Origin of the sequence: Sphingobacterium sp., from assembly GCF_039596235.1 — a bacterium.
Lineage (GTDB): Bacteria > Bacteroidota > Bacteroidia > Sphingobacteriales > Sphingobacteriaceae > Sphingobacterium.
In genome coordinates, this window is record NZ_JBCNKE010000010.1 from 34,445 (window position 1) to 61,230 (window position 26,786).

The window sequence follows — 26,786 nt, forward strand, 5'->3', positions numbered from 1 at the left end:
ATATATGCTATCTTCTCATCAGCGTTAGTTTAGCACATATATCCTCCTTCCTTTACGTTCGAAATGTACGCCACCGGCGAAAGCAATTGTTTTCAATAGTTTATCGATATTTTCATAACGGGAGATAGTCCCCGAGAAGTGCTGTCCCTGCAGCTTGTCTGCGTAACTGATCTCGACGTCATACCAGCGTGCAACCTCGTCCATAACCGTTTGGATGGATGCATTATCAAAAGCGAAATTTCCATTTTTCCAGGCGAGACTATAGAAGGGATCCACCTGCTCCTTCTTTACATTCTTGCGATTTTTATCGAAAACGACCTGATCATTAGGCGCAAGGACTTGTTCTTTTAGGGCAGCATCGGCAAAAGAAAGTTTGACTTTACCCTCTACCAACGTAGTAACGATGTGATCACCAAAGCTCTTGATGTTAAAATGTGTTCCAAGGACCTCGAGCGTCTGTCCTCCACTTTGCACAATAAAAGGTACCCTTTTGCCTTTAACGTCCATTTTGGCTATTTCAAAATAGGCTTCCCCTTCGAGCTGCACCGACCGCAACTTTGTATCAAATTTTACGGGATATTTAATCCTACTCCCCGCATTGAGCTGCACAAGGCTCCCGTCAGCCATCCTCAGCGTATATTCCCCGCCCCGGGGTGTAATGATGGTATTGTAGACGATATTATTTGTTGGTGCCTGGCTGTCTTTTAGCCTATAACTGATTTGACCTTTGTTATCCTTGGTGATCAAATATTCGCCTTGGTCAAGTACCGTATCCGCACGGAGCAAACTGAGGTCGATCTGTTTTCCATCTTCAAGAATGATCATGGCTTTATCAGAACCCGGTACGATCGACACATTAGATAGCTGCTCTTTCGGTGGCGTATCCACGGTATAAAAATTATAATAGCCCCATAGCGCTGCACCGCAGAACGCAAGAAAGACTGCCGCAACCTGCCACCAATTTCTCCTGAAATTAAAATGTCCATCTGTAGTTTTTTGGGGAGTAGATGCCGCTGTTGCAATTCGGGGATCAGCCAGTATATTTTCCAGCATCCGAAGTGGATCAGGGTATGTTGCGGGATGTGCGGGATACGCGTTATCCCGCCAGACTTTCTCCCAAGCCTGAAGAAATACGGGGTCATCCATTAATTCCTGAAGCTGTGCCTGTTCTTCTTTACTGGCTTGATCAGCAAGATACTTACGTATTAATTGGCTGTATTGTTCAATTTGGTTCATTCCTTTGGATCGATTTCACCTACATAATCGCGTGAACCCAGAAAAAGTACCAATAGAAAAATATTTTTTTTAGAAAAGGATGATAGATGCCGTTTTTTTAGCCCTGGGATTGTTAAATGGGCTAATAAAAAATCGATGCACAAGTTGAGCTGCTTAGAAAAAAAAGATAGACAGGATTTTGTCCAGCTTGAACCGCACAAATTTTGAGGCGAGGCTGAGGTGATTGCGCACCGTATTTTTGGAGAGTCCTTCCTCATCGGCAATTTCCTGATAAGATTGATCTTCAAACTTGCTCCTTCGGTAAATTGCCTGTTGCTGTGGCGGCAATTGTTCAATAATGGATTCCAGGATGACCTGTAGCTCTTTGCCTTCCAGTTCATCCTGCAGCGAAAAGGAATTTTCAAGCCAGGTATGCTGAAGCGACTGTAGATAATTGGACCGAACCAGCGATTTACGGAAATTGGATATGGCCATTCTTTTTGAAATGGTATAAAGAAAGGGAAAAATAGCTTCCGGACCGGAAAGTTGCGTTCTTTTTAAATAAAATTCGATAAAAACTTCCTGTGTAACTTCCTCCGCATCACTATCATTTTTACAGAGCTGCCTGACTTTAAAATAGATAATCGGCTGATAATAATTGAACACAATACCAAAAATAGACTGATCTCCGGCTTGTAATAAGAGGAAATCGTCCATTGAAATGGAAATATGTTTCAGCCCAGCGATCATGAATTCGGTATATTTAATTGATGCAAATTAACCTAACAGATGTTAATTTCATATAAAATTAACATTAATATCCATAATATCGAGGGCGCTGAAAGCAAAATCTATTTCAGTATGATTTTGCTCATTTTCATTCGACAAACGATTCAATATGCTATTTTCCAGAAAAGTGGAGTGCCAAAGATATCGATATGTCAGTACAACGAATAAAACTGCTGATGCGGAAAGGAATCTAAGCATTTTAATAACCATGGTGCATTAATAGCCAAGGCGCAACTCGCTAAAAATAGCCCGCGGCGCTACTTCGATGACCATCGTTTGCAAAGTGAACTTGTGAAGAAATACCTATCGCCCATTCCTGCTTTTAATACTAAACAAAATAGGATTTTAAATGAATAGGTGATACCTTTGGTCAGACAAAAAGAACTTTACCATACGAAACTGATTCTGATGAGAACGAAGAAAGCGAATGCCTGTGACCACTCTTGCCTGATGTGCCGTTATGTTATGCAAGAGTGGCTTGGACAAATCGACCTCCACCGAAAAAATATCACACTGAAAAAAGGCGAACAGTTTATCCGTGAAGGGGAGCCGGTTCGTGGTATTTACTTTGTCCAATCGGGATTCGTCAAAGTCCACCGCAACCTTGGAGACCGGGAGACCATCGTACGTTTTGCCAAAAAGGGAGAAATGGTAGGCCATCGCGGGATTTCATCCGAACAAAGCATTTACCCTATTTCGGCCACGGCACTTGCCGCAACACAGCTATGTTTTGTAGCGTTGCCCTTCTTCTTGTCCACGCTGCGCATCAATCCTGAATTAAGCTATCGTCTGATGCTATTTTTTGCCGATGAATTGCATCTTTCGGAGCAGAAAATGGCCAACCTGGCCCAGCTTTCCGTCAAAAACCGCTTAGCATGGAGCCTTTTATTGCTTCATCGCGTTTTTGCGGAAGGAACAGAGGACGGGTACATCGGTCTTGAACTGAGCAAAAAGGATCTCGCAGCCTATGTGGGCACCACCTATGAAACCGTCTACCGCATGCTTGCCGAACTTGCTGATTCGGATGCGATAACAGTCGACAAAAAGAAGATTTTCATCAAAAACAAGGAACTATTAAACAAGTTGGCAACAGAAAAATATGGGGAGTAAAGCAAACCAATCCTGGCATACCAGCTCCCCAACGTAAATATTTCCCTAAAAATACGTCAATTTAAAATTTATAGCCCAGCCCGACCCCAAGCTTCCACTTACCGTCTGCGGTACTGGTCTTCGGGCTGTAGAAAGCAGGCAGCTGAACAGCGAGATGTCTGAACACCGCAGTCAGGCCAACGCCCAGTGTCGGAGTGATCCAGGCATTCTTGGGCTTCCCTTCCTCCACTTGATCTTCCTTTATTTTCAGGCTCGGCAGCAAGCCCAACAGGATATTTCCCTTCGGGGCGAAACTATATTTAATCGCTGGCCCCGTGCAGTTGACATAGGCCCCCTGGTCGGTATAGCCCGCCACCACGACACCTTCGAACAAACTCGCTTTCACTGTTTTTTGCTGCGCATAGGCCTGGTAAAAAACTACCGAAAAAAGCAGCTGGAGCAGCACTACCCCGGCCCGCTTTTTCCAGATACATCTATTTTCAATTCGTTGCATAATAGCTAGTTTTGAGAGGTGGATACCTGTTCTTTCCGGTGATAAGTATAATAAATGGCCATTCCCGTAAACAACAACCCACCAACAATATTACCGGCCGTCACGATCAACTGATTGTACAGCCACCAGTCCGACATCGTCACCTTGGCACCGAACATCATCCCGGCAGGAATCACAAACATATTGACCACCGCATGCTCATAGCCCAAGGCAAAGAACATAAAGATGGGAATTCCCGCCGCCAGGATCTTGCCTAAGGTAGACTTGGATGTCATGGACATCACTACCCCCATGCAGACCATCCAATTGCAGAGAACGGCTTTGACAAAGGCTGAAAATAACCCGGCAGCACCATGATTGCCGTAGCCCAGGGTTTTCTTTTCACTGATGACAATCAGGCTCTGCTCGATATTCCCAAGCTGGCTAGCCTGCCCAGTTTCCGTACTTGCAGCCCAAAACAGAAGCGCGAAGAGCACACTGCCCAATAAATTACCCAGGAAGACCCAGAGCAGGTTATTGGCCATCACCTTAAAATTGATCTTCCCTTCCAGCCAGGCCAGGGGCACCAAGGAGAAACTTCCTGTAACGAGTTCCAAGCCCAGGATAACAATGATCACAAAGCCCACGGGAAAAACAAATGCGCCGATAAGTCCCAGCCCGGTCTGCGCCGTAGCCAAAAGTGCGAGCGTTACAGAAATCGCCAATAAGGCACCTGACAATGCCCCTCGAATCAGCAGGTCTTTGATCGGGAGCGAAGATTTATAGATAGCGGTATTCATCATCACACCGGCTACCTCTTTGGGGCTAATATAATCCATCGTTTATTTGCTTTAAAAGGTTCTTATTTCAATTATTGGGCTCAGGCTTAAGCTGTCATTCCAATATATACCGTCCCATTCTCCACCTTCACAGGATACGTTTTGATCGCACATTCATCACCCGAAAGACATTCGCCCGTATCCAATGCAAAGGTTTTTTTGTGAAACGGGCAGGCTACTTTTGGGGTATCTCCCAGGGAGCCTAACATCCCACGGCTCAAAATCATCTGCCGCTTATGGGGGCATTCATTCTGGGTAGCATACCACTCATTGCGACGGGCGAAATAAAATAGGGCCACCTGTTCGTCATTCAACTTCAGGCAGACACCACCGTTTTCAATAGCATCCTCGATCTGGCAGGCCTTCAGCCATTGCAGGTCGATTTGTGTGTCAATTTGCGTGTTCATGTGATTTTTATTTTAAAGGTTTAGCGATTCTATGTAAGTGATTTTATCAGTCATTGATGTTACACCATGGTCTTTTAATAGGTTTTCAGATTCCAGTCAGCGGCTTTCTTTTGACCGCGCATGGAATCGAAGCGTACCGACTCGTCCCGCTCTTCAGGCGCATTTACAAAATGGACAAAGCGTTTGCGGATTTCCGGATCTTCCACAGCAACTTTCCATTCACAGCGATAGCTGTCGACAAGCAGCTGCATATCCTGCTCCCAGGTTTCCCCCATACCGAGGCTATCCTCGACCACAACGTTCCGCAGGTAGTCGATTCCACCCTCCATCTTATTGAGCCAGGTAGCGGTACGGGTCAAAGGGTCGGCTGTACGGATGTAGAACATCAGAAAACGGTCGATATAACGGATACAGGTCTCACTATCGATATCAGCTGCCAGCAGCAGTGCATGCTGTGGTTTGCTACCACCATTGCCGCAGACATAGAGGTTCCATCCTTTTTCGGTGGCGATGATACCAAAGTCCTTGCTCTGCGCCTCTGCACACTCACGGATACAGCCACTCACCGCTGACTTTATCTTGTGCGGAGCACGCAGCCCACGATAACGCTCCTCTATTTGTATGGCGAAGGACACACTGTCATGCAGGCCAAAGCGGCACCAGGTACTGCCCACACAGCTTTTGACCGTCCGCAAGGCCTTGCCATAGGCATGTCCACTTTCAAATCCGGCTGCAATGAGCTCCTCCCAGATAAGCGGGAGATCATTGAGATGTGCACCAAACAAATCAATGCGCTGCCCGCCCGTAATTTTTGTATACAGCTTATATTTCTTGGCCACCTGGCCAATAACAATCAATTTGTCCGGCGTAATCTCCCCACCAGGGATACGGGGAACAACCGAGTAGGTACCACCCTTCTGTATATTGGCCAGGTACCGGTCATTGCTATCCTGCGCCACATCATTTCCCTTGCTCAAGATCATCTCATTCCAGAGACTGGCCAGCAGTGAAGACACCAGCGGCTTACAGACCTCACAGCCGTGCCCACGGCCCAGCGCATCCAGCACCTGATCATAACTCTTCAGTTCATGGATCTTGATCAGGTCATAGAGTTCCTGCCGGCTCAGGTCAAAATGCTCACAGATGGTACTGCGGATATATTTACCCTGCTGTTTCATCGTGTAATTGACCAAGTCCTTCACCATCGGCACACAGCCCCCGCAGCCCGATCCTGCTTTGGTGCATTTTTTTACTCCATCTGCATTTTCACAGTTCCCATGGATTACCGCGTCACAGATCTGCGCTTTGGTCACCCCCTCACAGCTGCAGATCAGGGCACTATCGGGCAAGGCTTCCAAACCCGAAGAAGCGGATTTGTTCTGCCCCTGCTCGCTCATCAGGAGCAGCTCAGGATGCTCCGCCAGCGGCATACTGTTGTTGACCATCTGCAAGAGCATATTATAACTTGTGGCCTCCCCCACCAGTATCCCTCCAAGCAGGCGCGTCCCATCGGTGCTGACGTTCAACCTTTTATAGATCCCTTTGTTACGGTCCTCCAGTAAGATGGTCCGTGCATAAGGTTCACTGATAAAGGGATCTCCAAAACTGGCTACATCTACCCCCATGAGTTTCAATTTGGTACTCATATCAAATCCCTTAAAGGACTTTTCTTCCCCCAGGATATGTTCGGCTGCTATTTCTGCCATCTCATAACCGGGTGCCACTAGGCCATAGATCATATCATTGACCAGTGCACATTCGCCGATGGCATACACAGCAGGGTCTGAGGTCTGCATGTGCGGATTGACCACAATCCCGCCACGCTCACCGATGGCCAGCCCTATTTTCCTGGCCAGTTCATCCCGCGGCCGTATGCCCGCCGATATCACCAGCAGATCCGTTTCGATCGATGAACCATCCTGAAAAGCGATTCCCGTCAGGCGCTCTTCCCCCAGCAATCGACTTGTTGATTTTTGCAATAAACAATTTAGCCCCATTGCTGCCAGCTTGGTTTGCAGGAGCAGGCTTGCGCTGTCATCAATCTGACGCGGCATCAGACGGGGCGCAAATTCAATCACTGCCGTTTCTTCCAAGCCGAGGTCTACCAACGCTTTGGCCGCTTCCAGGCCCAGTAGTCCGCCGCCCATAACAGTACCCTTTTTGACTTTTGCTGCATAAGCTTTGATCAGATCCAGATCCTCAATCGTCCGGTAAAGAAATACCCCCTCCTTTTCCACCCCTGGAATAGGTGGCACAAAAGCAGCTGAACCAGTCGCAAAGACCAGATAGTCGTACGGAACAATAAGCCCCTGTAATGACCGTACTTCTTTTTTTGAGCGATTTACATCAACAATTGGATCATTTAAATGGATTTTCACATTATTTTCCACATACCACTCCTTTTTTGACAGGAAAAGTTCCTCTACAGACGAAACTTTGAAGTAATCGGTTAGATGCACCCGGTCATAGGCACGAATTGGCTCTTCGGCAAACACAATTATATCCAGAATATCAGATTTATGCTTTAATTTTTCGCAAATCTTATTACCAACCATACCATTTCCGATAATAACAACCTTTTTTCTTTCCATAATTACTGTTTTTTCTGATAAAAAATCATTTTTCATATTTAAACATCACTAATTTATGGAATAAAAAATTAAAAAATCAAAATAAATATGATTTTTATAATATTTTTTCAAATAAAAATCATTTAAAATTCAATATTTCATGATTTATATCAGATTTTTTAATAGATTTACATGTAAAATGAACATAAAATCAAAATAACATGAAAAAATTAGGCAAAACATCGTTATTTATTGTAGGATCTGGCCCTGGAGACCCAGAATTATTAACCATAAAAGCTTATAAAGCGATAAAAAATGCACAAGTTATCCTTTATGACAACTTAATCAATGAAGAAATCCTTAAAATAGCAAATAAAAACTGTACAAAACACTATGTTGGCAAACATCCTTATGGAAAATACGTCCCTCAAGAAGAAATAAACGAACTTATCCTACATTATTGTGCACGATACGACCGCGTGGTTCGGTTAAAAGGGGGCGACCCCTATCTTTTCGGGCGTGGTTTTGAAGAATGGCTTACCGCACAGGGGGAAAATATTGCGGTTTCTTACATTCCGGGCATCAGCAGCATGCAAGGCGCAGGCATCAACAATATTCCCCTGACCCACCGCAGTATCAGCGAAGGGGTGTGGGCACTGACGGGGATGAAAAAAGATGGTAGCCTATCGGCGGATCTCCCTTTGGCTGTCCAGAGCCGGTCCACTGTCGTGATCTACATGGGCATGCGCAAACTCGACGAGATAGCACGTACCTATGTACTGTATGGCAAAGGAGAAACCCCGGCGGCTATTATACAGCACGCGAGCCTGCCCCAGCAAAAACAGGTATTGTGCAAAGCCAAAGATCTTGTCAGGGCAAGCAAGGAGCATGGGCTTGGCCATCCAGCCATTATCGTCATCGGTGATGTCGTCGATCTGCAGCATGCACACAGCCTCGCGGTCGCACAAAGGTCTATTATATAAGCCGGCTGTATCACAGGCTACAACTACAGTACTAGAGAGGATCATCGCCTCTTTGGACACGACAAACAAGATCACACAGACCGAAATGCCCGCAACGGATTGCTTAAATCCTGGTAGTCTTGAACATTTGACAATTATTTCAATCATCAACCAAACAATATTCCTTATGAATCCACAAGAACAACCTCTCCAAAAGCTTAGTATCTTATCTTTTAAAGGTGTACAGATGCGCACTTTTCACATTACATGGATCACTTTTTTCTTCTGTTTCTTTGGCTGGTTCGGCGTCGCCCCACTTATGCCACTGGTTAGGGAACAACTCGGATTGACTAAAGGTGAAGTTGGAAATATCATTATCGCCTCTGTTTCAGCAACAATTATTGCGCGGTTATTTATCGGGAAGATGTGTGATACGCTAGGACCACGGATCTCCTACACGATTTTGTTGGTCGCAGGTTCGATTCCTGTTTTATTTATTGGACTGAGTAATAGTTATGAGTCTTTTTTGTTATTTCGTTTTTTTATCGGCATCATCGGTGCGTCTTTTGTGATTACGCAGTTCCATACTTCAATGATGTTTGCACCCAATATTATTGGTACGGCCAATGCCGTAACTGGAGGTTGGGGCAACCTCGGCGGAGGGGTTACTAATCTGGTCATGCCGCTCATTGCTGCGGCATTCGTCGGCATGGGCTTCGTAAGCCAGGCGGATTCTTGGCGGGTTGCCATGGTTGTTCCCGGTATTATCCTTCTCATTATGGCGTATATCTATTATCGGTATACGCAAGATACAGCGCAAGGCAATTTCAAAAAACTCTCCGAAGGCGGGAGAATCAATAGCAAGAAAAATGGTTCATTTTTGCTCGCGTTAAAGGACTATCGTGTCTGGATCCTTACACTCGCCTATGCGGCTTGCTTCGGGATAGAGATCACGGTTGACAACGTCGCTGCTACCTTCTTTATCGATCGTTTTGATACCGGAATTATCCTGGCGGGAGCCCTTGCCAGTATCTTTGGCGGCATGAATCTATTCGCCCGTGCGCTTGGCGGTATTATAAGTGATAAAGTAGGACAAAGTTACGGCATTAAAGGTAAGGGTATAATTCTCGGTATATTATTGATTTTGGAAGGAATCGGCATAAGTCTGTTCGCCACTTCCAACACATTACTTCTGGCTATTATTACCATGTTGCTTTTTGCACTTTTCCTTAAGATGGCAAACGGTTGTACATATGGTATCGTACCCTTCATTAATAAAGATAACATTGGCAGTGTGAGCGGAATCGTCGGTGCCGGAGGAAATATTGGAGCAATGTTAGTCGGATTTCTTTTTAAATCCGAAACGCTCAGTTATGCGGATGCCTTTCAATATATCGGTATTGGCGTTTTTCTGATAGGTTTCACGGTACTCCTCGTGCGTTTTCATCCTCGAACTGAAACTGTCGTTCAAAATGTGTCATTAGAAGTGTAGAATTAGTATCCCTTTTACTATGAATAAAGAGTCGAACAATGTATATAAAAGTACCTGCTGCTACTGTGGTGTGGGCTGTGGCGTGAAGATATCGGTCGAAAAAAATCAACTGATTTCTGTTAGCGGCGATAGTGAGCACCCCGTCAATCAAGGCAAATTGTGTAGCAAGGGCATGAATCTGCAATATACAGTCAATGATCGCTCAGACAGACTGCTCTATCCCCAGATGAGGCACCATAGATCCAGTCCGTTGCAACGTGTTTCGTGGGATGAAGCGTTGGATCGCGCAGCAGCGGTCTTCCGCACGTTAATTGCAAAATACGGTCCTGATGCTGTGGCATTTTATGCTTCTGGACAATGTCTTACAGAGGAATATTACATTCTCAATAAACTGGTTAAGGGATTTATTGGCACGAACAATATTGACACCAATTCACGTCTTTGTATGAGCAGTGCTGTGGCGGCATACAAAAAGACCCTAGGGGAAGACAGTGTACCCATATGCTACGACGATATCGAGCTTGCCGATTGCTTTTTGGTCGCAGGTGCCAATCCCGCCTGGTGCCATCCGATCCTGTGGCGACGTGTAGAGGCGCACAAAGCTAAAAATCCAGCGACCAAAATTATTGTTGTCGACCCTCGTGTCACGGACAGCTGTGCATTGGCCGACCTGCATTTACAGATTAACCCAGGGACAGACATCACGCTCAATTATGCGCTGGGAAGATTACTTATCGAACAAGGAGACATTGACCTTGATTTCATAAACCATCATACCGAAGGCTATGAAATGTACAAAAAACGGGTATTCGAACGTACCTTATTGGAGTCCGCTGCGATATGTGGTGTCCCGGCGGAAGACATTGAACGCGCAGCCAGCTATATTGGCGAATCCAATAGCCTTCTGACTATGTGGACTATGGGATTGAATCAGAGCGTAGTGGGAGTTAATAAAAACCTGAGCCTAATTGATCTCAACCTGATTACAGGGAAAATCGGAAAACCGGGAAGTGGCCCTTTTTCACTAACTGGACAACCCAACGCCATGGGCGGAAGAGAAGTTGGGGGGCTTGCGAACCTGCTACCCGCTCACCGTGATATGGATAATAAAACACATCGCGATGAAATTCAACAATTCTGGTCAGGGACTACTGTGAGCAGCAAACCAGGACTCACGGCCACCGAAATGTTTGAAGCCTTGGCCGACGGACGATTGAAGGCGATCTGGATTCTCTGCACCAATCCCCTCACCAGCCTCCCAAACACACGGCTGGTGGAAAAAGCTTTGCAAATGGCTAAATTCGTTGTCGTGCAGGAGGTATCCAACAAGCCCCAGACCCTAGACTTTGCCGATATTATTCTTCCTGCAGCTGGATGGGCCGAAAAAGAAGGCACAATGACGAATTCAGAACGCAGGATCAGTCACCTGCATAAGGCTATTGACCCGCCAGGGGAAGCTCTTCCGGATGCCGAAATCTTTGCAAGATTTGCACAAAAAATGGGTTTTAAAGGTTTTTCATATCCTACACAACAGGACATCTACAAAGAACATGTCCAGTTAACGGCCGGGACAAATATTGATATTGCTGGGTTGGATTATCAACTTATTGACAATCTAAATACCGTGCAATGGCCTTTTGATCTATCCAAGAGAAAAGGCACTTCACGACTTTTTCAGGATCACAAATTCCTTACGCCAAGTGGGCGAGCGCAATTACATAGCCCACCGGATCAGCATCACAGCGAACTGCCTGACCAAAATTTCCCGCTTATCCTGACTACAGGACGCATCCGTGACCAATGGCATACCATGTCTAAAACTGGCAAGGTAAGTAAGCTGAACCAACATATTCAGACTGCATTCTTGGAAATCCATCCAAGCGATGCAACAGCACTGAACTTGATTGACGGGCAATTGGCAAATGTTTATTCGCTACGGGGCGAAGTTCGTGTCAGAACACGGGTCAGCGAGACAATTAAACCTGGAGTCGTCTTTCTACCGATGCATTGGGGCAAGATATTAGGATCTGATCTCCATCGTGCCAATAATCTGACCAACGATTTGGTGGATCCTATTTCGAAGGAGCCTGACTTTAAATTTTGCGCAGTACGTGTCGAACCTCATGTGAAGCGCAAGGAACGTATCGTCATTGTCGGTGCCGGTGCCGGAGCGCATGGTTTTGTCCGTTCCTTTCGGGAAGTAAACAAGACCGATGAGATTATCATTTTCAGTAATGAGGATCTACCTTTTTATAATCGTGTCATGCTACCACATTATGTCAGTGGCGAGCTTCAATGGGAGCAATTGGTTAAAATGAAAGACGAAGAGGAGTCTTTACTCGATATCCGGCATATACGTGCTGTCCAGGTTACGGCAATCGACAGAAGCAACAAATATGTCACGGACTCACGCGGTATTAAAACATATTATGATATCTTAATTCTCGCGACAGGCAGCCGGCCCAGCCTGCCAAGACATGTGCCGAAGCTGCCTGGTATTTTTACGATGCGGCGTCGGACTGACGCTGACCTATTGAAGCGATACCTTCCTGAACAGGCACATGTCGTTATCGTCGGCGGCGGATTATTAGGGCTGGAAATGGCCGCTTCCCTTCGTGAAAATGGAACAAAAATCACCATCGTTCAACGTGTTTCGCGTTTTTTGAATCGGCAGCTGGATCCACTTGGGAGCCAATTGCTTCACGAAGAAATGATAGATCTCGGCTGCGATATTTTCTATAACGATGAAGTTCAACTATACTGTGGCCGCAATAAACTGACAAAGATCGAATTAAAGAGTGGACGACAGATCAAATGCGATGCCCTCATCCTGGCGATAGGGACTACGCCCAATATCGAATTAGCCCGGGATGCTGGCCTACTTTGCCAACGGGGTGTGGTCGTGGATAATCATATGAACACTAGCGACCCTGCTATTTATGCCATCGGTGAGATTGCAGAATTTGAAGGGACACTTTACGGTATCACTGCAGCTGCCGAAGAACAGGCTGCTATAGTTGCACATTATCTTCAGGGAGATATCAGCAGCCATTATAAGGGAAGCCTGTTTATGAATATTATCAAAATACAAGGTTTTGACCTCTGTAGCATCGGCCTTACAGAAACACCAAATGAGGACTATGAAGAGATTATTTTTATCGACAAGGCCAAGCGCTATTACAAAAAATGTATTATCTATCAGGATAGACTTGTTGGTGCCATTTTGATCGGAGACAAGAACGAATTTCTTGAGTTTAAAAACCTGATCGCAAACAGGATCGAATTAAGTGAAAAACGACTGCAGCTACTACGAAGCGGAACGGCCAAGGAAGCTGTCGTCGGGCGATTGGTATGCTCATGCAGCCAAGTTGGCGAGGGAAATCTCCAACGATGTATCAGTGATGGATGTACCGACCTCCAGGAGCTATGTACATCCACCGGCGCTGGGACAGGTTGTGGATCCTGTAAACCTGAAGTTAAACGTATTCTGGAAAATTACGTAATAGAAAAGGATAAGGAGGTAAAATCCTATGCAGAGTAAAACGATAAAAAAAGGACAGTTTATCAAGGTTAACCTTTCTGGTGGTGCAATCTCTCCAGGAGAGCTCGCCAACCTATTGATTCCTTTGGAGGAGGTGGGTATTACGGAAGTCAAATTTGGCAGTAGGCAGCAACTGTACTTTAGGGTGAACGACACCCAACTCGAAGAATTAGAATATATACTCATCAATCAGGAGTTTGCTTATGAAATCGGTGAAGATATATATCCAAACATTGTGAGTTCATATGTAGCCGACGGGCTTTTTAATCAGGGGCCATGGGTACGTGAAGGCGTATACAAAGATGTTTTGGACAGTTTCGAGTTCAATCCCCAATTAAAAGTGAATGTTGTGGACTGCACACAGTCTTTGGTACCTTATTATACTGGAAATCTAAATTTCATCACTTCGGAATTTAGCAATTATTGGCACCTGCAGCTCCGATTTCCCAAAAGCAACGTGTTTTATACCTGGTCTACCCTTGTAAACACAGACGATATTGCGAGACTAACGCTGTTTTTGGAGCCCATGATGATCGGGACGCTGGTTGCAAGTTCAAGCGAAGGACAAACGTTGGGACAGAAGTTAGAAGCATCGGCTATTGCCTCCGGAAAATTTCTTTTCCAGCCGACAGAACAGCCCTTTATGGAGCCTGCGTTTAAGCTCCCCTATTATGAGGGGTTTAATAACTACCAAGATAGACTATGGTTGGGCGTATACCGACGTTCCGAAACCTTTTCGACCGCTTTTTTACGCGACATATGTCATCTCTGTCTGCGACACAGGATAGGCCAATTGTACACTACACCCTGGAAATCAATTATTATTAAAGATATTCAACCTACAACAAGAGCTGATTGGGATAGCGTCTTAGACCGACATCGAATCAACCTCCGGCATGCCCTAAATGAACTCAATTGGATGACGGAAGATTTTGATCCCATTGCATTAGCGCTTAAGCAGGAATTGGTGCACCATATGAACTGGTTGGATATCCGCACGTACAAACTTTGTTTTGGTATTAAAATGCAACCAAAGAGTGGGATTTGGGGATCTGTAATTTTGCGTTTTATCGAATCTAAGGGAGATAAATCTTGGTTTAACGTACAACATACACCAGATTTTAACCCTAATTCAAGAGATTTTGTCACTTATCGAAAACGCGTGGAACGAGCAGAACTTATCAATGTGATTTTGGCATTGTGTGAAGATTTTTATCAACTTCAAGGTAGCACAGTAGCCCAAGAACCTCATCATCTTCCTACGCAGGCTACAACAGAAAAATCCAATCCGGTCAGGGTCACTTATCAATGTCCGGCTTGTCAGACAATATATGATCCCATCTGGGGAGATAGTACACAGCATGTCGCCGCAGGAACACTATTTGAAAACCTGCCTGCAACATATTGTTGTAGCATTTGTGAAACCGAAAAGTCAACTTTTAAGAAACTGATCAATTAAAGAACGATGCTTTTTAATGTAATCACCTAAATAGCCAGGCCTCACGACCTGGCTATAATATAAAGCTTATATAGTACACTAGCAGTCAGTCTTTAGAATAACCGAACTAACAGTTATTGGACACTATTTATATTTCCCCTACGGTGCTTTAAACAACTTAGGCACAAAAAGAGTAAGATAATCCCGCCAGTTGGCCCAAATATGGCCGCCTTCGCTTTCGTGATATTCATAAGGCATATGGAGTTGATCCAACCTATCCTTGTATTGTTTTATTTCATTGTAAAGAAAATCGGTTTTGCCCATGGCAATCCAATAAAGCTGATAACCGTTTTCTTTTTGGCGGGTAAGACTTTCATTTAAATTTTGGTAAAACTCAGGGAGTACTTCAGATCGTGGCATAACGGCAGCCGAGAACAAGCCCATATATCCAAAGGTATTGGGATAGTGTCTGGAAATATGGAGCGAATGAAAGCCGCCCATGGAAAGCCCTGCAATGGCCGTGTGGTCTTTCCCCTTCTTGACGCGGTAATTGCTATTGATAAATTCCAGCACATCCCCGAAAGTCTTTTCCATTTGGCCATCCATGGTGTGTGGCAGGGCCATCGTAGGTTTATAAAACCCCTTGTCCGATTGCCCTGGTGCAGCTTGTTGAAAAACATTACCGTTGGTCATCACGACGATCATTGGCTCGGCTTTTCCTTGCGCAATAAGGTTGTCCATAATTTGTGAAGCTCTACCAAGATCCATCCAAGCCTCTTCATCGCCCCCCATTCCATGCAACAGGTAAAGAACAGGGTAATCTTTTCGACTCGTTTCGTATCCTGCAGGCGTGTAAACAGTCATTCTGCGTTTCATTTTATTTCCGGGAGAATCATACCAACGCTTGGCCACGGTACCATGGGGGATATTGTTAACAGAATAGTTGTCAGCCTTGCCTCCGCCCACAATAAAAACGTTGAAAATAGAACTCACATCCCGAATAAGGTATACGTTGTTGGGGTCGGTCGTTTTCACTCCGTCGATAATTACATTGTAACTATATAACTCCGAAGGTAAGGGAGGACTGCTGAAGGTCCAGACACTGTCTCTCCCTTTGGTCATGGCTTTTGGGACAATGGTCCATCCTTCGCGGGGCATCCAATCGCCGGAGAGTTCCACCTTTTGCGCATTGGGTGCAAAAACCCTAAATGTTACTGATTTGTCTTCGTGAATTTCGGGGGAAACGATTTCTTGGGGATTAAAAAGCGCTTGTTGTGCCGAAAGCGGCAATAGAATGAAAAGCAATAAAACGGTGAAAAGATTTTTCATGATTTAGGGGTTTATTTGTTGAGATCGTAAACAATTTCCTTTTCTCTAAAATAACCATTTTTGTTCAATTTATTTCTTTCTTTCCTATTTAGATCTATACGCAAAAATTAAAACCATATCTCACGACATGGCATTTAACCTTTATATATTTACTTAAAGATAGCTTCTTGCTTATTTAAATGAATTAACCGATTCAGATATCTTCCAACCGTTAGTTTTTTTATTTCTTTTCCTCATTGTCGCAAGGATATGGCTACTGTTGCATCATCTCCCTGTGGATTCAGAATCAAAACTACGATACAATAGTCGCCCGATCTATGGACTTAGACTAAAGGACAGGAAAATTCGGTGAATAAAGGAAATTAAATGGTGAAATTTGAGACGTATCCCTGAAAAGTAGAGTACTTTTCAAGGATATGTCTGCAAACTACCGCCATATGTAACTAACTGCATCATTAAAACTTGCCGTCGCAGAATTCGACGACGCAGTTTTAGTGCCTATTAATTTGTTGTCTATGTAAACCTCCACCTTTATTCCCCCTGGTCCAAATGCCGAAAAATGAGCAGCTGCATCATCATAAGGATTTACAGTACGACTTATTTTTTTCGAATAAGGTAGTATGACATCTTTCACGTTTTCCCTTCCGCCACTTGCATTCGTGTAGGATAGTTCCACTTTGTTCGGCGTACCCGAAGCTACAGTAAACTTGTATTCAATGGTTACATTTTTTGGATAGCCCTTGTCTGAGCCGTCATCTGGTCCATCATCTTTGCCGCAGGATACCGAGCCAAAAATCATTGTTGCAATCAACCCAGAAAATAGGATACATTTTGTTTTCATGATTATACATTTAAAAGTTAAAAAAATTAAAATCGTATTGATATCAAATCGAAACAGGTCATTAACTTTCCGATCTATCGGCCATCTTTTACGGGAGAAGGATCACGGAATTGAAGAATAAGTTCTTTTACTGCACCAACAATAACCTGCGGTTGGTCCAAAGTGATGTAATGGCCACTGCCTGCGACCCGAAGATGTTTGCTGTTTGTAGAAAGGGACAAAAGGTTTTTCTGCATATTATCCCATGCTGTTACCATTTCGGCCCGTAGTCTTTTTTCTTTAAACAACGTATCAAAACGGGAAGTATCCGTCGCACTGACAACGCAAAGAGGAATATTGCCAAAGGATATTATTTTTGCGGCATCATTCTTTATAGCGGCCATCTGCTCTTGTTCTTCAAGAACGGCAGCAGCGCTTTTATATAATAATGCAGGCATTAAAGAGTTCTGATATTGATATGGTTTCGAAGGAGGAAACATATCCTTGAACATCAGTCTTGCCAAACCAAATGTATTCGCAAACTTCAAAAATTCAGCAGGCAATCCCTTGTTCACCAATTTATAAAGTCCCGGCGAAAGGTATTTTTTATTGTCCGGATGCTGGCTATCGATCAATACGGCTCCAGCTACATCCTGCGGATATTTATCAACGAAAATTCGGACCAGCATACCTCCCATAGAATGGCCAACGAGGATGTAAGGTTTCGGTGCATTAGATTTCTCTAACAACAAGTATAGTTCCTCGGCCATTTTTTCTCCGGTTTTTGGATTTTTCCCTCTTTCACTCCAAAGTATACCAGCCCTGTCATAAGATACGGTTGTTGTATGTAAACTTAGTTCCTGTTGAATAGAATACCATTGCAAATGGCCTTCCGGGCATAATGCCGATTCAAAGACAATTGTTGGCCCACCTGTTCCCTTTTTCAGGTAATGAAGTCGGCAACGGTCCAGTTCGGCGAACTGACCATTGGGAATAATCTTTTCAGCTTTTGCACGAGACCAGCTTTCAAATATGAAACCTGCCAGTAGTACTAAAACGATGAAAGAAATAATGATAACGACTATTTTTTTTATCCAATTGAACATTTTCATATTGCATCTTTATATTGCATAGCATAATGCATATACAAAAGTATGCGATATATAAGCTCATAAAGGCTCATCCGACAGGTTGACACCTCTTTGAATAAAACGATATAAACCTATTTTACAGGTTATTATGAAGAATGAGTCCGCTTTTTGAAGATTGAGTCTTTTACAAATCTGTCTTGAGGTACTGCTGAGGAGACTTGCCTGTGTACTTTTTAAAATTTCGGTTAAAAGAAGCTTTTGAGTTAAACCCACAGTCATACGCAATTGTTAGCAACGTATATTTTTTGTTGTCAGGTAAGGTCATCCGTTGTAAAAATTCTTTCACACGTAGCTCGTTTATCAGTTCGTAAAATTTTTTTTCGATCACGGAATTGATCACCTGTGACAACAAATTGGGATGCGTATCAACCATCCCTGCGAGGTCGTTAAGGGTGAGTTCTGGGTTTAGATATGGTTTTTGCTGCTCCAGTACAATTTGTAGTTTTACGTATATCCGATTCGCAGCATCTGGTTCCAGAAGTGATTTTGCATATTTAGGCGGATACGGACTGTTTTCCGGTGGTTGTTCTTCTCTATTAACGATCTCGGTATAATTAGCAAGGTTCGCGTCCTCAATGTGCTTCTGGCTAAACACATTTACCTGTTTGATGCCAAAATAGCCCATCCACCATACATAGATTACAGAAGCAGAAAAAACAAGATGATCTTTATGAAAGATGAGGACAATTATCCAGATTGCCGCCATACCCGCGACCAAATAAAGCAGCCATAGAAAATTTACTTTTTCAATATTTGAAAATCGGTATTTAAGATTTCTCCTAAACAATAACAGCTTGTAGAAAGATAGTGGAATATAGATAACGCCCGAGAGATATATTAAAACAATCCGCCATCTATTTTCTGTTTCGAATCCCATGGAACCATTTTTAAGCACATTCACTTTATCTTCAAATGAAAGCCAATAAAATTGAGAAAAAAGCAGATAGCCCAGAATAAATGGTAAAAAGTGTAATAGGTCTATTTTTTGAAAGGGGATTGGGCGTGTCTGATATTTTATATAGAGGTAGAGGAACGGCCCCTGCGCCAATGGCATCCATAAGCCCTGGATTGATAATACTGGGTGTTGGAGGTAGAGCCCTGACTTAAGTAGATAAATCGATAGCAGCATTATTGTTGATACAGTCAGCCAACACGCGAGCATGTAATCTGTTACTTTTTTCTCTGTTTTAGTAAACAAAACAAAAGACAAAAAGCCTCCTATAACAACGCCAGACAAGTAAGGTATTTCCAATGATATAAATAGTAGTGTTGCTAGAATTGATTCCATGATATTCTTTTTTATTCTCCAAAAAATTCTAAACGTTCTCTCCGATCGATGTTCACGAGTAATTTAAATTGTTCAGGCTGTCAAATCCATCTATTCGCTATTGTCCGCGGCTCGCCGGCACAGTAGGATATTTCTCGTCTCAAAGTTTCGTTAGTACCAATATCGAAAAAATTCTCCTATCCTTTAAATGGCAACCATGTCTATGCAACCATATAACCACATTTGGCTCCCCTCCTCATTCCAGAAAAACTATGGATTAGGGTTTAGTTTGAATTATCTATTGTTTTTTCACGAATAAATTTACATGTTTTTGTCACATTGTATTGTTTTTTATGTGTTAGGACCTACCCTACTCTACGCCTGACCTTACACAATACTTATATCTGATCGCATGACTTTAAAATCATCAGCGTTGGATAGTTAATAGCATCAGTATTACAATAAAAGTAAGCTATACAAAAACGAAAAATCAAATAAGTAATAGCGAATAATGTTTCAACCCGCGCGAATACCAAACGGCCAAAATCAATTCAATTCCTAGCTCTATTTTTAGAATATGATAATTAAAGTATGCCCTAAACAGGCATGCATGGTTAAACAAAAAAAGTAAAAAAAATGAAAAAATTAGTAATGAGTTTGGTCGCCGTAGCTGCGCTATCAACTACGGCCTTTGCTGGAACGGGTGCAAAAGCTCCCAAAGGAAATGCAAATGTAAAAACAGTCAATTACAAGCTAAGCAAAAACACCGCTAAGGTTAAAGTTACCGAAGCGTCAAAGGAAAGCAAAAGCATGTTGACAAAATGTGTTTACACGCTAAATGTTTACAATAGTAGCGGTCAAGTGATTGACACCTTCACTTCGCAAACCTATGTAGAAAATTCCTGCTCAGGATTCTTCGACACCTGCAGAACGGTTTATAGACATATGCTTGCCAGTGGCGAACTAGGCATATAGTCTGAAAGTGACTTTCAATCGAATTACAGATTCAAAAATTTAAGCAGGGCCTAGGGTCAGCTTGATGTAAAAAAGCCACGTTTCAGGACGTGGCTTCACAACTTATTTATCCCTTCCAGCTGTCCCCTTCCCGTACCAATGTAACAAGGTATCGATCTGGTTGTGCAAACCCATGTACTGCTGAAATTTCAACAAAATGTACTCTTGTACAGTTATTAAAATTTATCTAATTTTAATAGGCACGATTTGATATTGACCTTACATTATTTAATTCAAATTTTTAGTTATAAAAAAGATTGAGCCAACTAATCGTTTAATCTTCGTTTGCCAAAACCATACTGTTAGCTATTGATCAAATGTATAAATCTGTTGAAACTACAAAATCGGGAAAACTGCTGCTATCACTGTTTGTTGTTTGCTGCTTCTTATTAGTGCTGCAAAGGGCCAATGCCCAGGAAATAAAATACCCGAGTTTTTTATGGGAAATCAGCGGAAATGGTCTGAAAAAACCTTCTTATTTGCTCGGTTCCGCGCATTTAAAAGATAGACGTCTGATCAATAGCAATGATTCATTATTTATTGCTATCGCCAATACGGATGCCCTTGCCCTGGAAATACACCCCGACAGTCTTTATAAAGAAATCTGGAATATCCGGTTCAACAAACAACCCGCGTCCAAAAAAATTGAACTTACTGATGCACAAAAAAAGGAATTTATACAACGCTATCAAAAGGTACATGGCGTAATGCCTGATTCGCAACAAATGGCGTCTCCACAGATCGTAAAGTACTTTTTGAATCCGAGTCACGATAAACCAGACGATATTACCGCTGTACTCGATGCGTATCTCTATGGTCTGGCCAAATCGCATAGAAAGCTCATTATTGGCCTGGAGCCCATGGAAGATCAGCTAGAGACAAGCGCGAATGAATTGGTCCATCTAAAGAACAAAAAGGACAGTAGTGTTTACTATCAGCGTTTTGAGCAACTGTTGCAATTCTACAGTACCGGAAATCTAGATGGATTATGGAAAACCATCTCGCCGTATATTAATAGCGGCGAAATGCAACGCAGGAATAATACCATGCTAAAAAACATCATGGCACAATTGGACAAGAGTACAGTCTCTGTTGTTGTGGGCGCCTCACACCTGCCAGGGGACTTCGGTCTAATCCAACTGTTGCGGAATAAAGGCTATAAACTCCGTCCCGTCAAAACGAAAAAAACGAACCTTGCCTCCAAATATAAAATAGATTACAGTACAATGGAATGGGTCCTTCATCAGGATTCAGTCTATGGCTTTGCCGTATCTATGCCAAAAGGATATGTCCACAAAGCGAATATTATCGGCGGAACCAGCATGATGTACGGTGATCTGAGCACAGAAACAGAACTGATCGTATCAGCAGCATTTGTAGGTGAACTTCATGGGCTGACAACGAAAGAATTTTTTACCAAGGAATACGAAAGAAGGTCCGCCAAGAGCAAACATCGTATTGTATCCCAGCAATTTCTTGAAAAGGATGGTGCACAGGGGATGCAAGTAGTTACATTGCAAAACAATATGCTATCCAAATGGGAATTCTGGCTAAAAAACAATACGCTGTATAGCTTATTAGCTTTTACCAACAGTGGACAGTTGGATGCATATCTTTCAGACCGTTTTTTCAATGGGTTCGCAATTTCCGGTCTACAAGTATCCGCTGACCTGACGGAATCTATTTATGACATCGGTGCTTTTGCAGTCAAAATACCGCCTCCTGCACAATATATCTACCAGACTCGCACAGAGCAGATCGGGAATGACACGGTGCGATACAACATATACAATTATTTTTCGATGGATAGGGCCCGAAAAATAAATTACATAGTCGAATATCACGATTATCCAATCGGTTATACCATGATCGACAGGTCATTGGCGCTGCAAGCGATAAGCGGAATTCTCGAAAAAAATCCTTCACTCAACGTCACCTCTGTTGAGCCACGTGAAAAGGGCGATGTGATCGGTACAGCAATAACGGCCCAGTTGGACAAATCAAACCTATTTGCAGAAGTATGGGTCCGGGGAAACCGGATTTATCAGGTCATGCAGGAAAATCTGGATAAGAACGATAAAGAAAAAGATCAAGCTTTTTTCGGCTCCTTCCGGATGATTCCTTTTAAAAATATAGATTGGAAAGATTTTACACTGAATAATATACAGCTAAAACTCCCTGTCACCTCGCTGATAAAGATAAAAGATGTGAATACCGCGGAACAGCCGGATAGCGAAGGTCATATATATGCAGCAACGGATAGCAATTCGAGTACAGCTCTCCTTTTGGAAATAGCCCAATTGCCCAAATATTATCGACTGGCAAAAAGCGACAGTCTATATTCAGAAATACACAGTGGTGCAAAAAAACAATCTGAAAAGTTGTTGCGTTATGACACGCTGATATCGGACAGTGTAACTGCCGCAATCTATACAAGTATGGATTCCCTAACGGCCAACTATCACAAAAAAATCATTTGGATAAGAGGCAATATGTCCTATGGGATTGATGTGATCGGTACACAGGAGGCCATTGAACAAATGAATATCGAAAGGATCATTAAATCGGTCCGTTATTCGGAAAGCCCCGCAAATTTTGATGTATATGGCTCAAAAGCAGCAATGCTTTTTAAGGATATTTACAGTCCAGATACGCTCGTCGCCCGACAGGCGAGAAATATATTGGCGCTCAATTACAGCTTTAGCAAAGATGATCTACCGCTGATCTATAAAACATTAGCCAAAAAGCAGAGCGATGACGACCAGAGCGCTGGACTACGGAGAAGCCTGATCTATAGCCTGATAAAAAATCATGATGAACGTAGTGTACCTATTTTAAAAAATATACTACGGGATCCGACGACAACAGATCTAATCAAAACCGCCATCCTGCCGACGGTATGCGAAATAGATTCGACACAACTCGGCTGGTATCTTGAGGAGTTAAACCGGCACCGACCTGACGCCGATTACCGATCATGGCAATTGCTGCAGCCGCTTAGGGCTTCCCAAAACTATGTGGCTCTCCATTTAGACAAAATTATTCCGCTATTTTCGGTCGCTAATTACCGGCCGACCTTATTGAATATCTGCTTAAAAATCGCTGCGGACAGCACGGCGCTTCAGGCAAGAAAAGCCATTCAGGCTGACCTACCGAGTATAACGCAATATTTAGCGTCAGATTTATCCGAACTGGATTCGGGACAGGAAACGGTGGCCAGCTTCAATATTTATTCCATAGCAGATTACTCCAGATTACTCGCACTATATGAGCAAAAAGATCCGCTTCGAAGATTTCAGAAACAGCTGCTCGCCGATAGGCCAACGGGGTATCTCCGCGCTATTACCGCAGCTGAATTTTTAGCGTTGGACCTTCCGCTGGATCAAAAGCTAATCGATAGCATCTATGCCCATATTTCGCAACGGGCGGTATTGATGAACGCGCTGAAAGAGAAAAAAATGGAAGGTCTGATACCTGCGAAATACAAGGAACAAACCGAAATCGGAAAAATTGTCGTCAGCGGCTACCTGGAGTCTGAGTGGGATATATCGCTGCCACAAGTTGATTATTTGGGTGAGCTGACGGAAAAGAACAAACTGTATCTGGTCTACGCCTATAAAACCGAGGGTGATGAGCAGACTTACCTTTCAATTTTTATACCCGATGCGAAAAATAGCGAATGGGCTTATAACTTTGAAAATTGCTATTCTGACCTAGAACCTAACACGGGCAATTGGAAAGAAAAAGCGCTTAAATTGATACAGGAAATGCACCCTGAAGAAAAAACTAGCGACCAGTAGATATCATGGACTAAAATTCTTATAGCTTAAACGAAACTTACTGATCAATAGGACAAATAGAAAATATAATATTATAAAAAATGAATAAATCAGAAGAGCCAACGCGCATATATAGCAACATAGGAAAGTCAATATTGATGTTACTTGGATCGCTACTGTTTGTTGCAGGAGGAATTTTCTTCGTTATGCATCCGGAGAGTTTCGACAGGGAACCTACATTAACGATAGCGCTCGGCATCATATGTATATTATTTTTTGGTTGCGCAGCGATCCTGTCTATCCGATATCTATTCTCAAACCGCCTTATGCTCGAGATTACAGATCAGGGGCTGGATATTGGGGATAAATTCAAAACATTTATCGAATGGAAAGATATTACCGGATTTAAAGAAATTGCGATCTATTCAAGCCCGATTATCATTATACTGATCAAAAATAGCGATGCTGTAATAAACCAGGAGACCAATAAGATTAAAAAGAAAATGATGCAGTTTAATATGAATTATGGCTCCCCCTACAGCATTAGCAAGGGGAATATGAATATAAGCCATAAAGAGCTATTGAAACTCTTGAATGAAAAGCTAATAAAATACAAAGAAAACAATGGGGTTTCCTAAGTCCTAAGATGTTTCTTTTTGGCACATAAATTATCATCGCGCACAAATTTCTAATACCCTTTTTCCAAGGAAACTTCATTAAGTAATGTCCGCCCTGCAGCCATTCTTTTATAATTATCCACCACCTGCATCACTGAAGAACCAATGTTTGTCCTACTGGCAACATGGGGTGTTATAAAAATAGCACCGCAATTCCAGAATGGGTGATCTGCGGGTAGCGGTTCCTGATGAAATACATCAAGATAGGCATGAGCAATTTGTTTTCTGGCGATTGCTTCCAACAGATGCGTTTCAACGAGATGTTCACCCCGACCGACATTGATCAGAACCGTTCCCTTCGGGCATAAATTGAAAAGCTCATGGTTTAGAATTCCTCTCGTTGAATCTGTCAATGGTAAAACATTCACGATAAAGTCCGTATTTTCAACCGCCGAACCAAGTTCTCCAATTCCCGTGAAAGCATTTACTCCTTGAAGATTTTTAGTTGAATTGGACCAGCCATTTACCTTGAAACCCAACCGCACCAATCGCTCGGCTACATAACCACCTATTTCACCTAATCCTAAAATCGTGACACAGGTCTGGACAATGGATTTATAAACGAGGGGCTGCCAATGTTTTTTCGCTTTCTCCGTTGCATAAGCGGAAAAATTCTTCATTGAATGCATCAGACAGGTCAAAACATGCTCAAACATATCGCTTTTAAGCATGGGATCCACGATCCGGCAAGTATGGATATGTGCTGGTATGGATTTGGGAAATAAATGATCTATCCCTGCACCTGCAGACTGGATAACTTTTAAATTGGGAAAATGGGCATAATAATCTTCCTCAGGTTTCCAACAAAGTGCAAACTCGATCTTATCATAATTTTCAATATGCGGATAGACCTCGACCTTAATTTCTGGTAAATGTTTATTGATTTCGGCCTTCCACTCTTCCGCCCGACCACTATTCAGTATCAATGCTATACTCATACTTTTTTCCTTTATACGAAAATAACAATTATCCCGAAAACGACGGTCGCGCAGATTGTCTTTTCCGCTTCAAAAGCATTTCCTTCGAGCGCAAATTCAAAAGCATTTCCTCCGGCCACAAAGACCGAAAATCAGTAGCGATCATGTAGCTGTCCCATCCTCTCCTACATTATGCATTGCAACCCTAAAAAATCAGGAGTCTTGGACTGAATGTAATAGCGGGATTACAACACAATAGTAGCTGTAAACGATTAAGCCTGTCCAACATTAGTTCTCCGGAGAATAGGTATGCAGCATACTTCCACAGGAAAATAGTCTACTGCTTATCAAATTGAGTTTCATCCTTTCTGAAATATTGGGGAACAAAGGTTTGCCGGAGCCAAGAACGATAGGATAAAGCATCAAGGCATATTCATCGATTAATCTTAATTCGGAGAATTGCGAAACAATGGTTCCACTGCCATAGATAAGAAGATCCTTACCCGGGGAATGCTTCCACCCTTCCACCTCAGATCTGTCAATCGCGTTGACAATACGGCTATTGTTCCAGTCGGCCTTTACAAGCGATGTTGAAAAAACAATCTTTGTCGCATTATTCATGAAATCAATAATTCCGGGCCGGTCAGATATGGTCCGGGTCGGGTCAGGCCAGTATTGGGACATTACCTCATAAGTCTCCTTACCAAAAATAGCCGTATCAGCCCTACCCTGCCGTTCTTCGTAATAATCTTCAATCTCGCTATCCCAGGGAAACCAATCTGTTTCCCCCTGATTACACGCGATAAAACCATCTAGTGAAACCCAATTTAAGACAATGATCTTTCTCATAATATGCTTCTTATGATGAATAATTTTGGTATCAGAATCAGCACTCTTTCCCTCAGTAACCCGACATAAGTAAAATTATGGATTAATCATTTTTCAGCAATTGCCATAGGACAAGAAAAGTTAAGCGCCATCCCTGTTATTGCCTTGC

The 26,786-nt window shown here is 43.0% G+C and carries 20 protein-coding genes; 8 read left to right on the top strand and 12 right to left on the bottom strand.

Features of this window, described 5'->3' with window-relative positions; all coding sequences use genetic code 11:
• Nucleotides 1-24 precede the first annotated feature (24 nt).
• Both ABDW32_RS19115 and ABDW32_RS19120 read right to left on the bottom strand, forming a co-directional pair.
• On the bottom strand, nucleotides 25-1,236 hold the full coding sequence (locus ABDW32_RS19115; protein WP_343565287.1) for a FecR domain-containing protein: 1,212 nt from the start codon (nucleotides 1,234-1,236) through the stop codon (nucleotides 25-27).
• Between the two features lie 153 nt (nucleotides 1,237-1,389).
• On the bottom strand, nucleotides 1,390-1,932 hold the full coding sequence (locus tag ABDW32_RS19120; protein ID WP_343565289.1) for a sigma-70 family RNA polymerase sigma factor: 543 nt from the start codon (nucleotides 1,930-1,932) through the stop codon (nucleotides 1,390-1,392).
• Nucleotides 1,933-2,412: 480 nt separating this feature from the next.
• Here ABDW32_RS19120 and ABDW32_RS19125 point away from each other — a divergent pair, with 480 nt between their 5' ends.
• Nucleotides 2,413-3,114: a Crp/Fnr family transcriptional regulator gene (locus ABDW32_RS19125; protein ID WP_343565291.1), complete on the top strand. Its 702-nt coding sequence runs from the start codon at nucleotides 2,413-2,415 to the stop codon at nucleotides 3,112-3,114.
• Nucleotides 3,115-3,175: 61 nt separating this feature from the next.
• Here the strand turns inward: ABDW32_RS19125 and ABDW32_RS19130 are convergent, their stop codons facing one another.
• From ABDW32_RS19130 to nirB, 4 genes are all read right to left on the bottom strand, one after another.
• Nucleotides 3,176-3,607 (bottom strand): hypothetical protein, encoded by a 432-nt coding sequence (locus ABDW32_RS19130; protein WP_343565293.1) that lies wholly within the window; start codon nucleotides 3,605-3,607, stop codon nucleotides 3,176-3,178.
• 5 nt (nucleotides 3,608-3,612) lie between these two features.
• Complete coding sequence (locus ABDW32_RS19135; RefSeq protein ID WP_343565295.1) at nucleotides 3,613-4,425, bottom strand: formate/nitrite transporter family protein; 813 nt, start codon at nucleotides 4,423-4,425, stop codon at nucleotides 3,613-3,615.
• A gap of 47 nt (nucleotides 4,426-4,472) precedes the next feature.
• Nucleotides 4,473-4,832, bottom strand: a complete 360-nt coding sequence (gene nirD / locus ABDW32_RS19140; RefSeq protein WP_077438650.1) for a nitrite reductase small subunit NirD — start codon at nucleotides 4,830-4,832, stop codon at nucleotides 4,473-4,475.
• A gap of 74 nt (nucleotides 4,833-4,906) precedes the next feature.
• Nucleotides 4,907-7,423, bottom strand: a complete 2,517-nt coding sequence (nirB, locus tag ABDW32_RS19145) for a nitrite reductase large subunit NirB (protein WP_343565298.1) — start codon at nucleotides 7,421-7,423, stop codon at nucleotides 4,907-4,909.
• A gap of 200 nt (nucleotides 7,424-7,623) precedes the next feature.
• On the opposite strand from nirB, the gene cobA reads away from it, so the two are divergent.
• The 4 genes from cobA (at nucleotide 7,624) to ABDW32_RS19165 (ending at nucleotide 14,856) form a co-directional block, all read left to right on the top strand.
• Nucleotides 7,624-8,385, top strand: a complete 762-nt coding sequence (gene cobA, locus ABDW32_RS19150; protein ID WP_343565300.1) for a uroporphyrinogen-III C-methyltransferase — start codon at nucleotides 7,624-7,626, stop codon at nucleotides 8,383-8,385.
• A 166-nt stretch (nucleotides 8,386-8,551) separates the two neighbouring features.
• On the top strand, nucleotides 8,552-9,856 hold the full coding sequence (locus ABDW32_RS19155) for an MFS transporter (protein ID WP_343565302.1): 1,305 nt from the start codon (nucleotides 8,552-8,554) through the stop codon (nucleotides 9,854-9,856).
• 19 nt (nucleotides 9,857-9,875) lie between these two features.
• Nucleotides 9,876-13,397, top strand: coding sequence for a molybdopterin-dependent oxidoreductase (locus ABDW32_RS19160; protein ID WP_343565304.1), 3,522 nt, complete (start codon nucleotides 9,876-9,878; stop codon nucleotides 13,395-13,397).
• Complete coding sequence (locus ABDW32_RS19165; RefSeq protein WP_343565306.1) at nucleotides 13,387-14,856, top strand: rubredoxin; 1,470 nt, start codon at nucleotides 13,387-13,389, stop codon at nucleotides 14,854-14,856. Before ABDW32_RS19160 ends, ABDW32_RS19165 begins: the two co-directional genes overlap by 11 nt.
• A 138-nt stretch (nucleotides 14,857-14,994) precedes the next feature.
• Here the strand turns inward: ABDW32_RS19165 and ABDW32_RS19170 are convergent, their stop codons facing one another.
• From ABDW32_RS19170 to ABDW32_RS19185, 4 genes are all read right to left on the bottom strand, one after another.
• Complete coding sequence (locus ABDW32_RS19170) at nucleotides 14,995-16,164, bottom strand: alpha/beta hydrolase-fold protein (protein ID WP_343565308.1); 1,170 nt, start codon at nucleotides 16,162-16,164, stop codon at nucleotides 14,995-14,997.
• 427 nt (nucleotides 16,165-16,591) lie between these two features.
• Nucleotides 16,592-17,005, bottom strand: a complete 414-nt coding sequence (locus ABDW32_RS19175; RefSeq protein ID WP_343565310.1) for a hypothetical protein — start codon at nucleotides 17,003-17,005, stop codon at nucleotides 16,592-16,594.
• A gap of 74 nt (nucleotides 17,006-17,079) precedes the next feature.
• Nucleotides 17,080-18,096, bottom strand: a complete 1,017-nt coding sequence (locus ABDW32_RS19180; protein ID WP_343565312.1) for an alpha/beta hydrolase — start codon at nucleotides 18,094-18,096, stop codon at nucleotides 17,080-17,082.
• Nucleotides 18,097-18,259: 163 nt separating this feature from the next.
• Nucleotides 18,260-19,423, bottom strand: a complete 1,164-nt coding sequence (locus ABDW32_RS19185; RefSeq protein WP_343565314.1) for a helix-turn-helix domain-containing protein — start codon at nucleotides 19,421-19,423, stop codon at nucleotides 18,260-18,262.
• A 615-nt stretch (nucleotides 19,424-20,038) separates the two neighbouring features.
• On the opposite strand from ABDW32_RS19185, the gene ABDW32_RS19190 reads away from it, so the two are divergent.
• The 3 genes from ABDW32_RS19190 to ABDW32_RS19200 all read left to right on the top strand — a co-directional run bounded on the left by ABDW32_RS19190 (nucleotide 20,039) and on the right by ABDW32_RS19200 (nucleotide 24,833).
• On the top strand, nucleotides 20,039-20,377 hold the full coding sequence (locus ABDW32_RS19190; protein WP_139351257.1) for a hypothetical protein: 339 nt from the start codon (nucleotides 20,039-20,041) through the stop codon (nucleotides 20,375-20,377).
• Nucleotides 20,378-20,733: 356 nt separating this feature from the next.
• Nucleotides 20,734-24,216, top strand: coding sequence for a TraB/GumN family protein (locus ABDW32_RS19195; RefSeq protein WP_343565318.1), 3,483 nt, complete (start codon nucleotides 20,734-20,736; stop codon nucleotides 24,214-24,216).
• Nucleotides 24,217-24,296: 80 nt separating this feature from the next.
• The gene (locus ABDW32_RS19200; RefSeq protein ID WP_343565320.1) at nucleotides 24,297-24,833 is read left to right on the top strand and encodes an STM3941 family protein; all 537 of its coding nucleotides are present in this window, start codon (nucleotides 24,297-24,299) and stop codon (nucleotides 24,831-24,833) included.
• 50 nt (nucleotides 24,834-24,883) lie between these two features.
• Here the strand turns inward: ABDW32_RS19200 and ABDW32_RS19205 are convergent, their stop codons facing one another.
• The gene (locus tag ABDW32_RS19205) at nucleotides 24,884-25,810 is read right to left on the bottom strand and encodes a glyoxylate/hydroxypyruvate reductase A (protein ID WP_343565322.1); all 927 of its coding nucleotides are present in this window, start codon (nucleotides 25,808-25,810) and stop codon (nucleotides 24,884-24,886) included.
• 267 nt (nucleotides 25,811-26,077) lie between these two features.
• Nucleotides 26,078-26,638 (bottom strand): dihydrofolate reductase family protein, encoded by a 561-nt coding sequence (locus ABDW32_RS19210; RefSeq protein WP_343565324.1) that lies wholly within the window; start codon nucleotides 26,636-26,638, stop codon nucleotides 26,078-26,080.
• Nucleotides 26,639-26,786 lie beyond the last annotated feature (148 nt).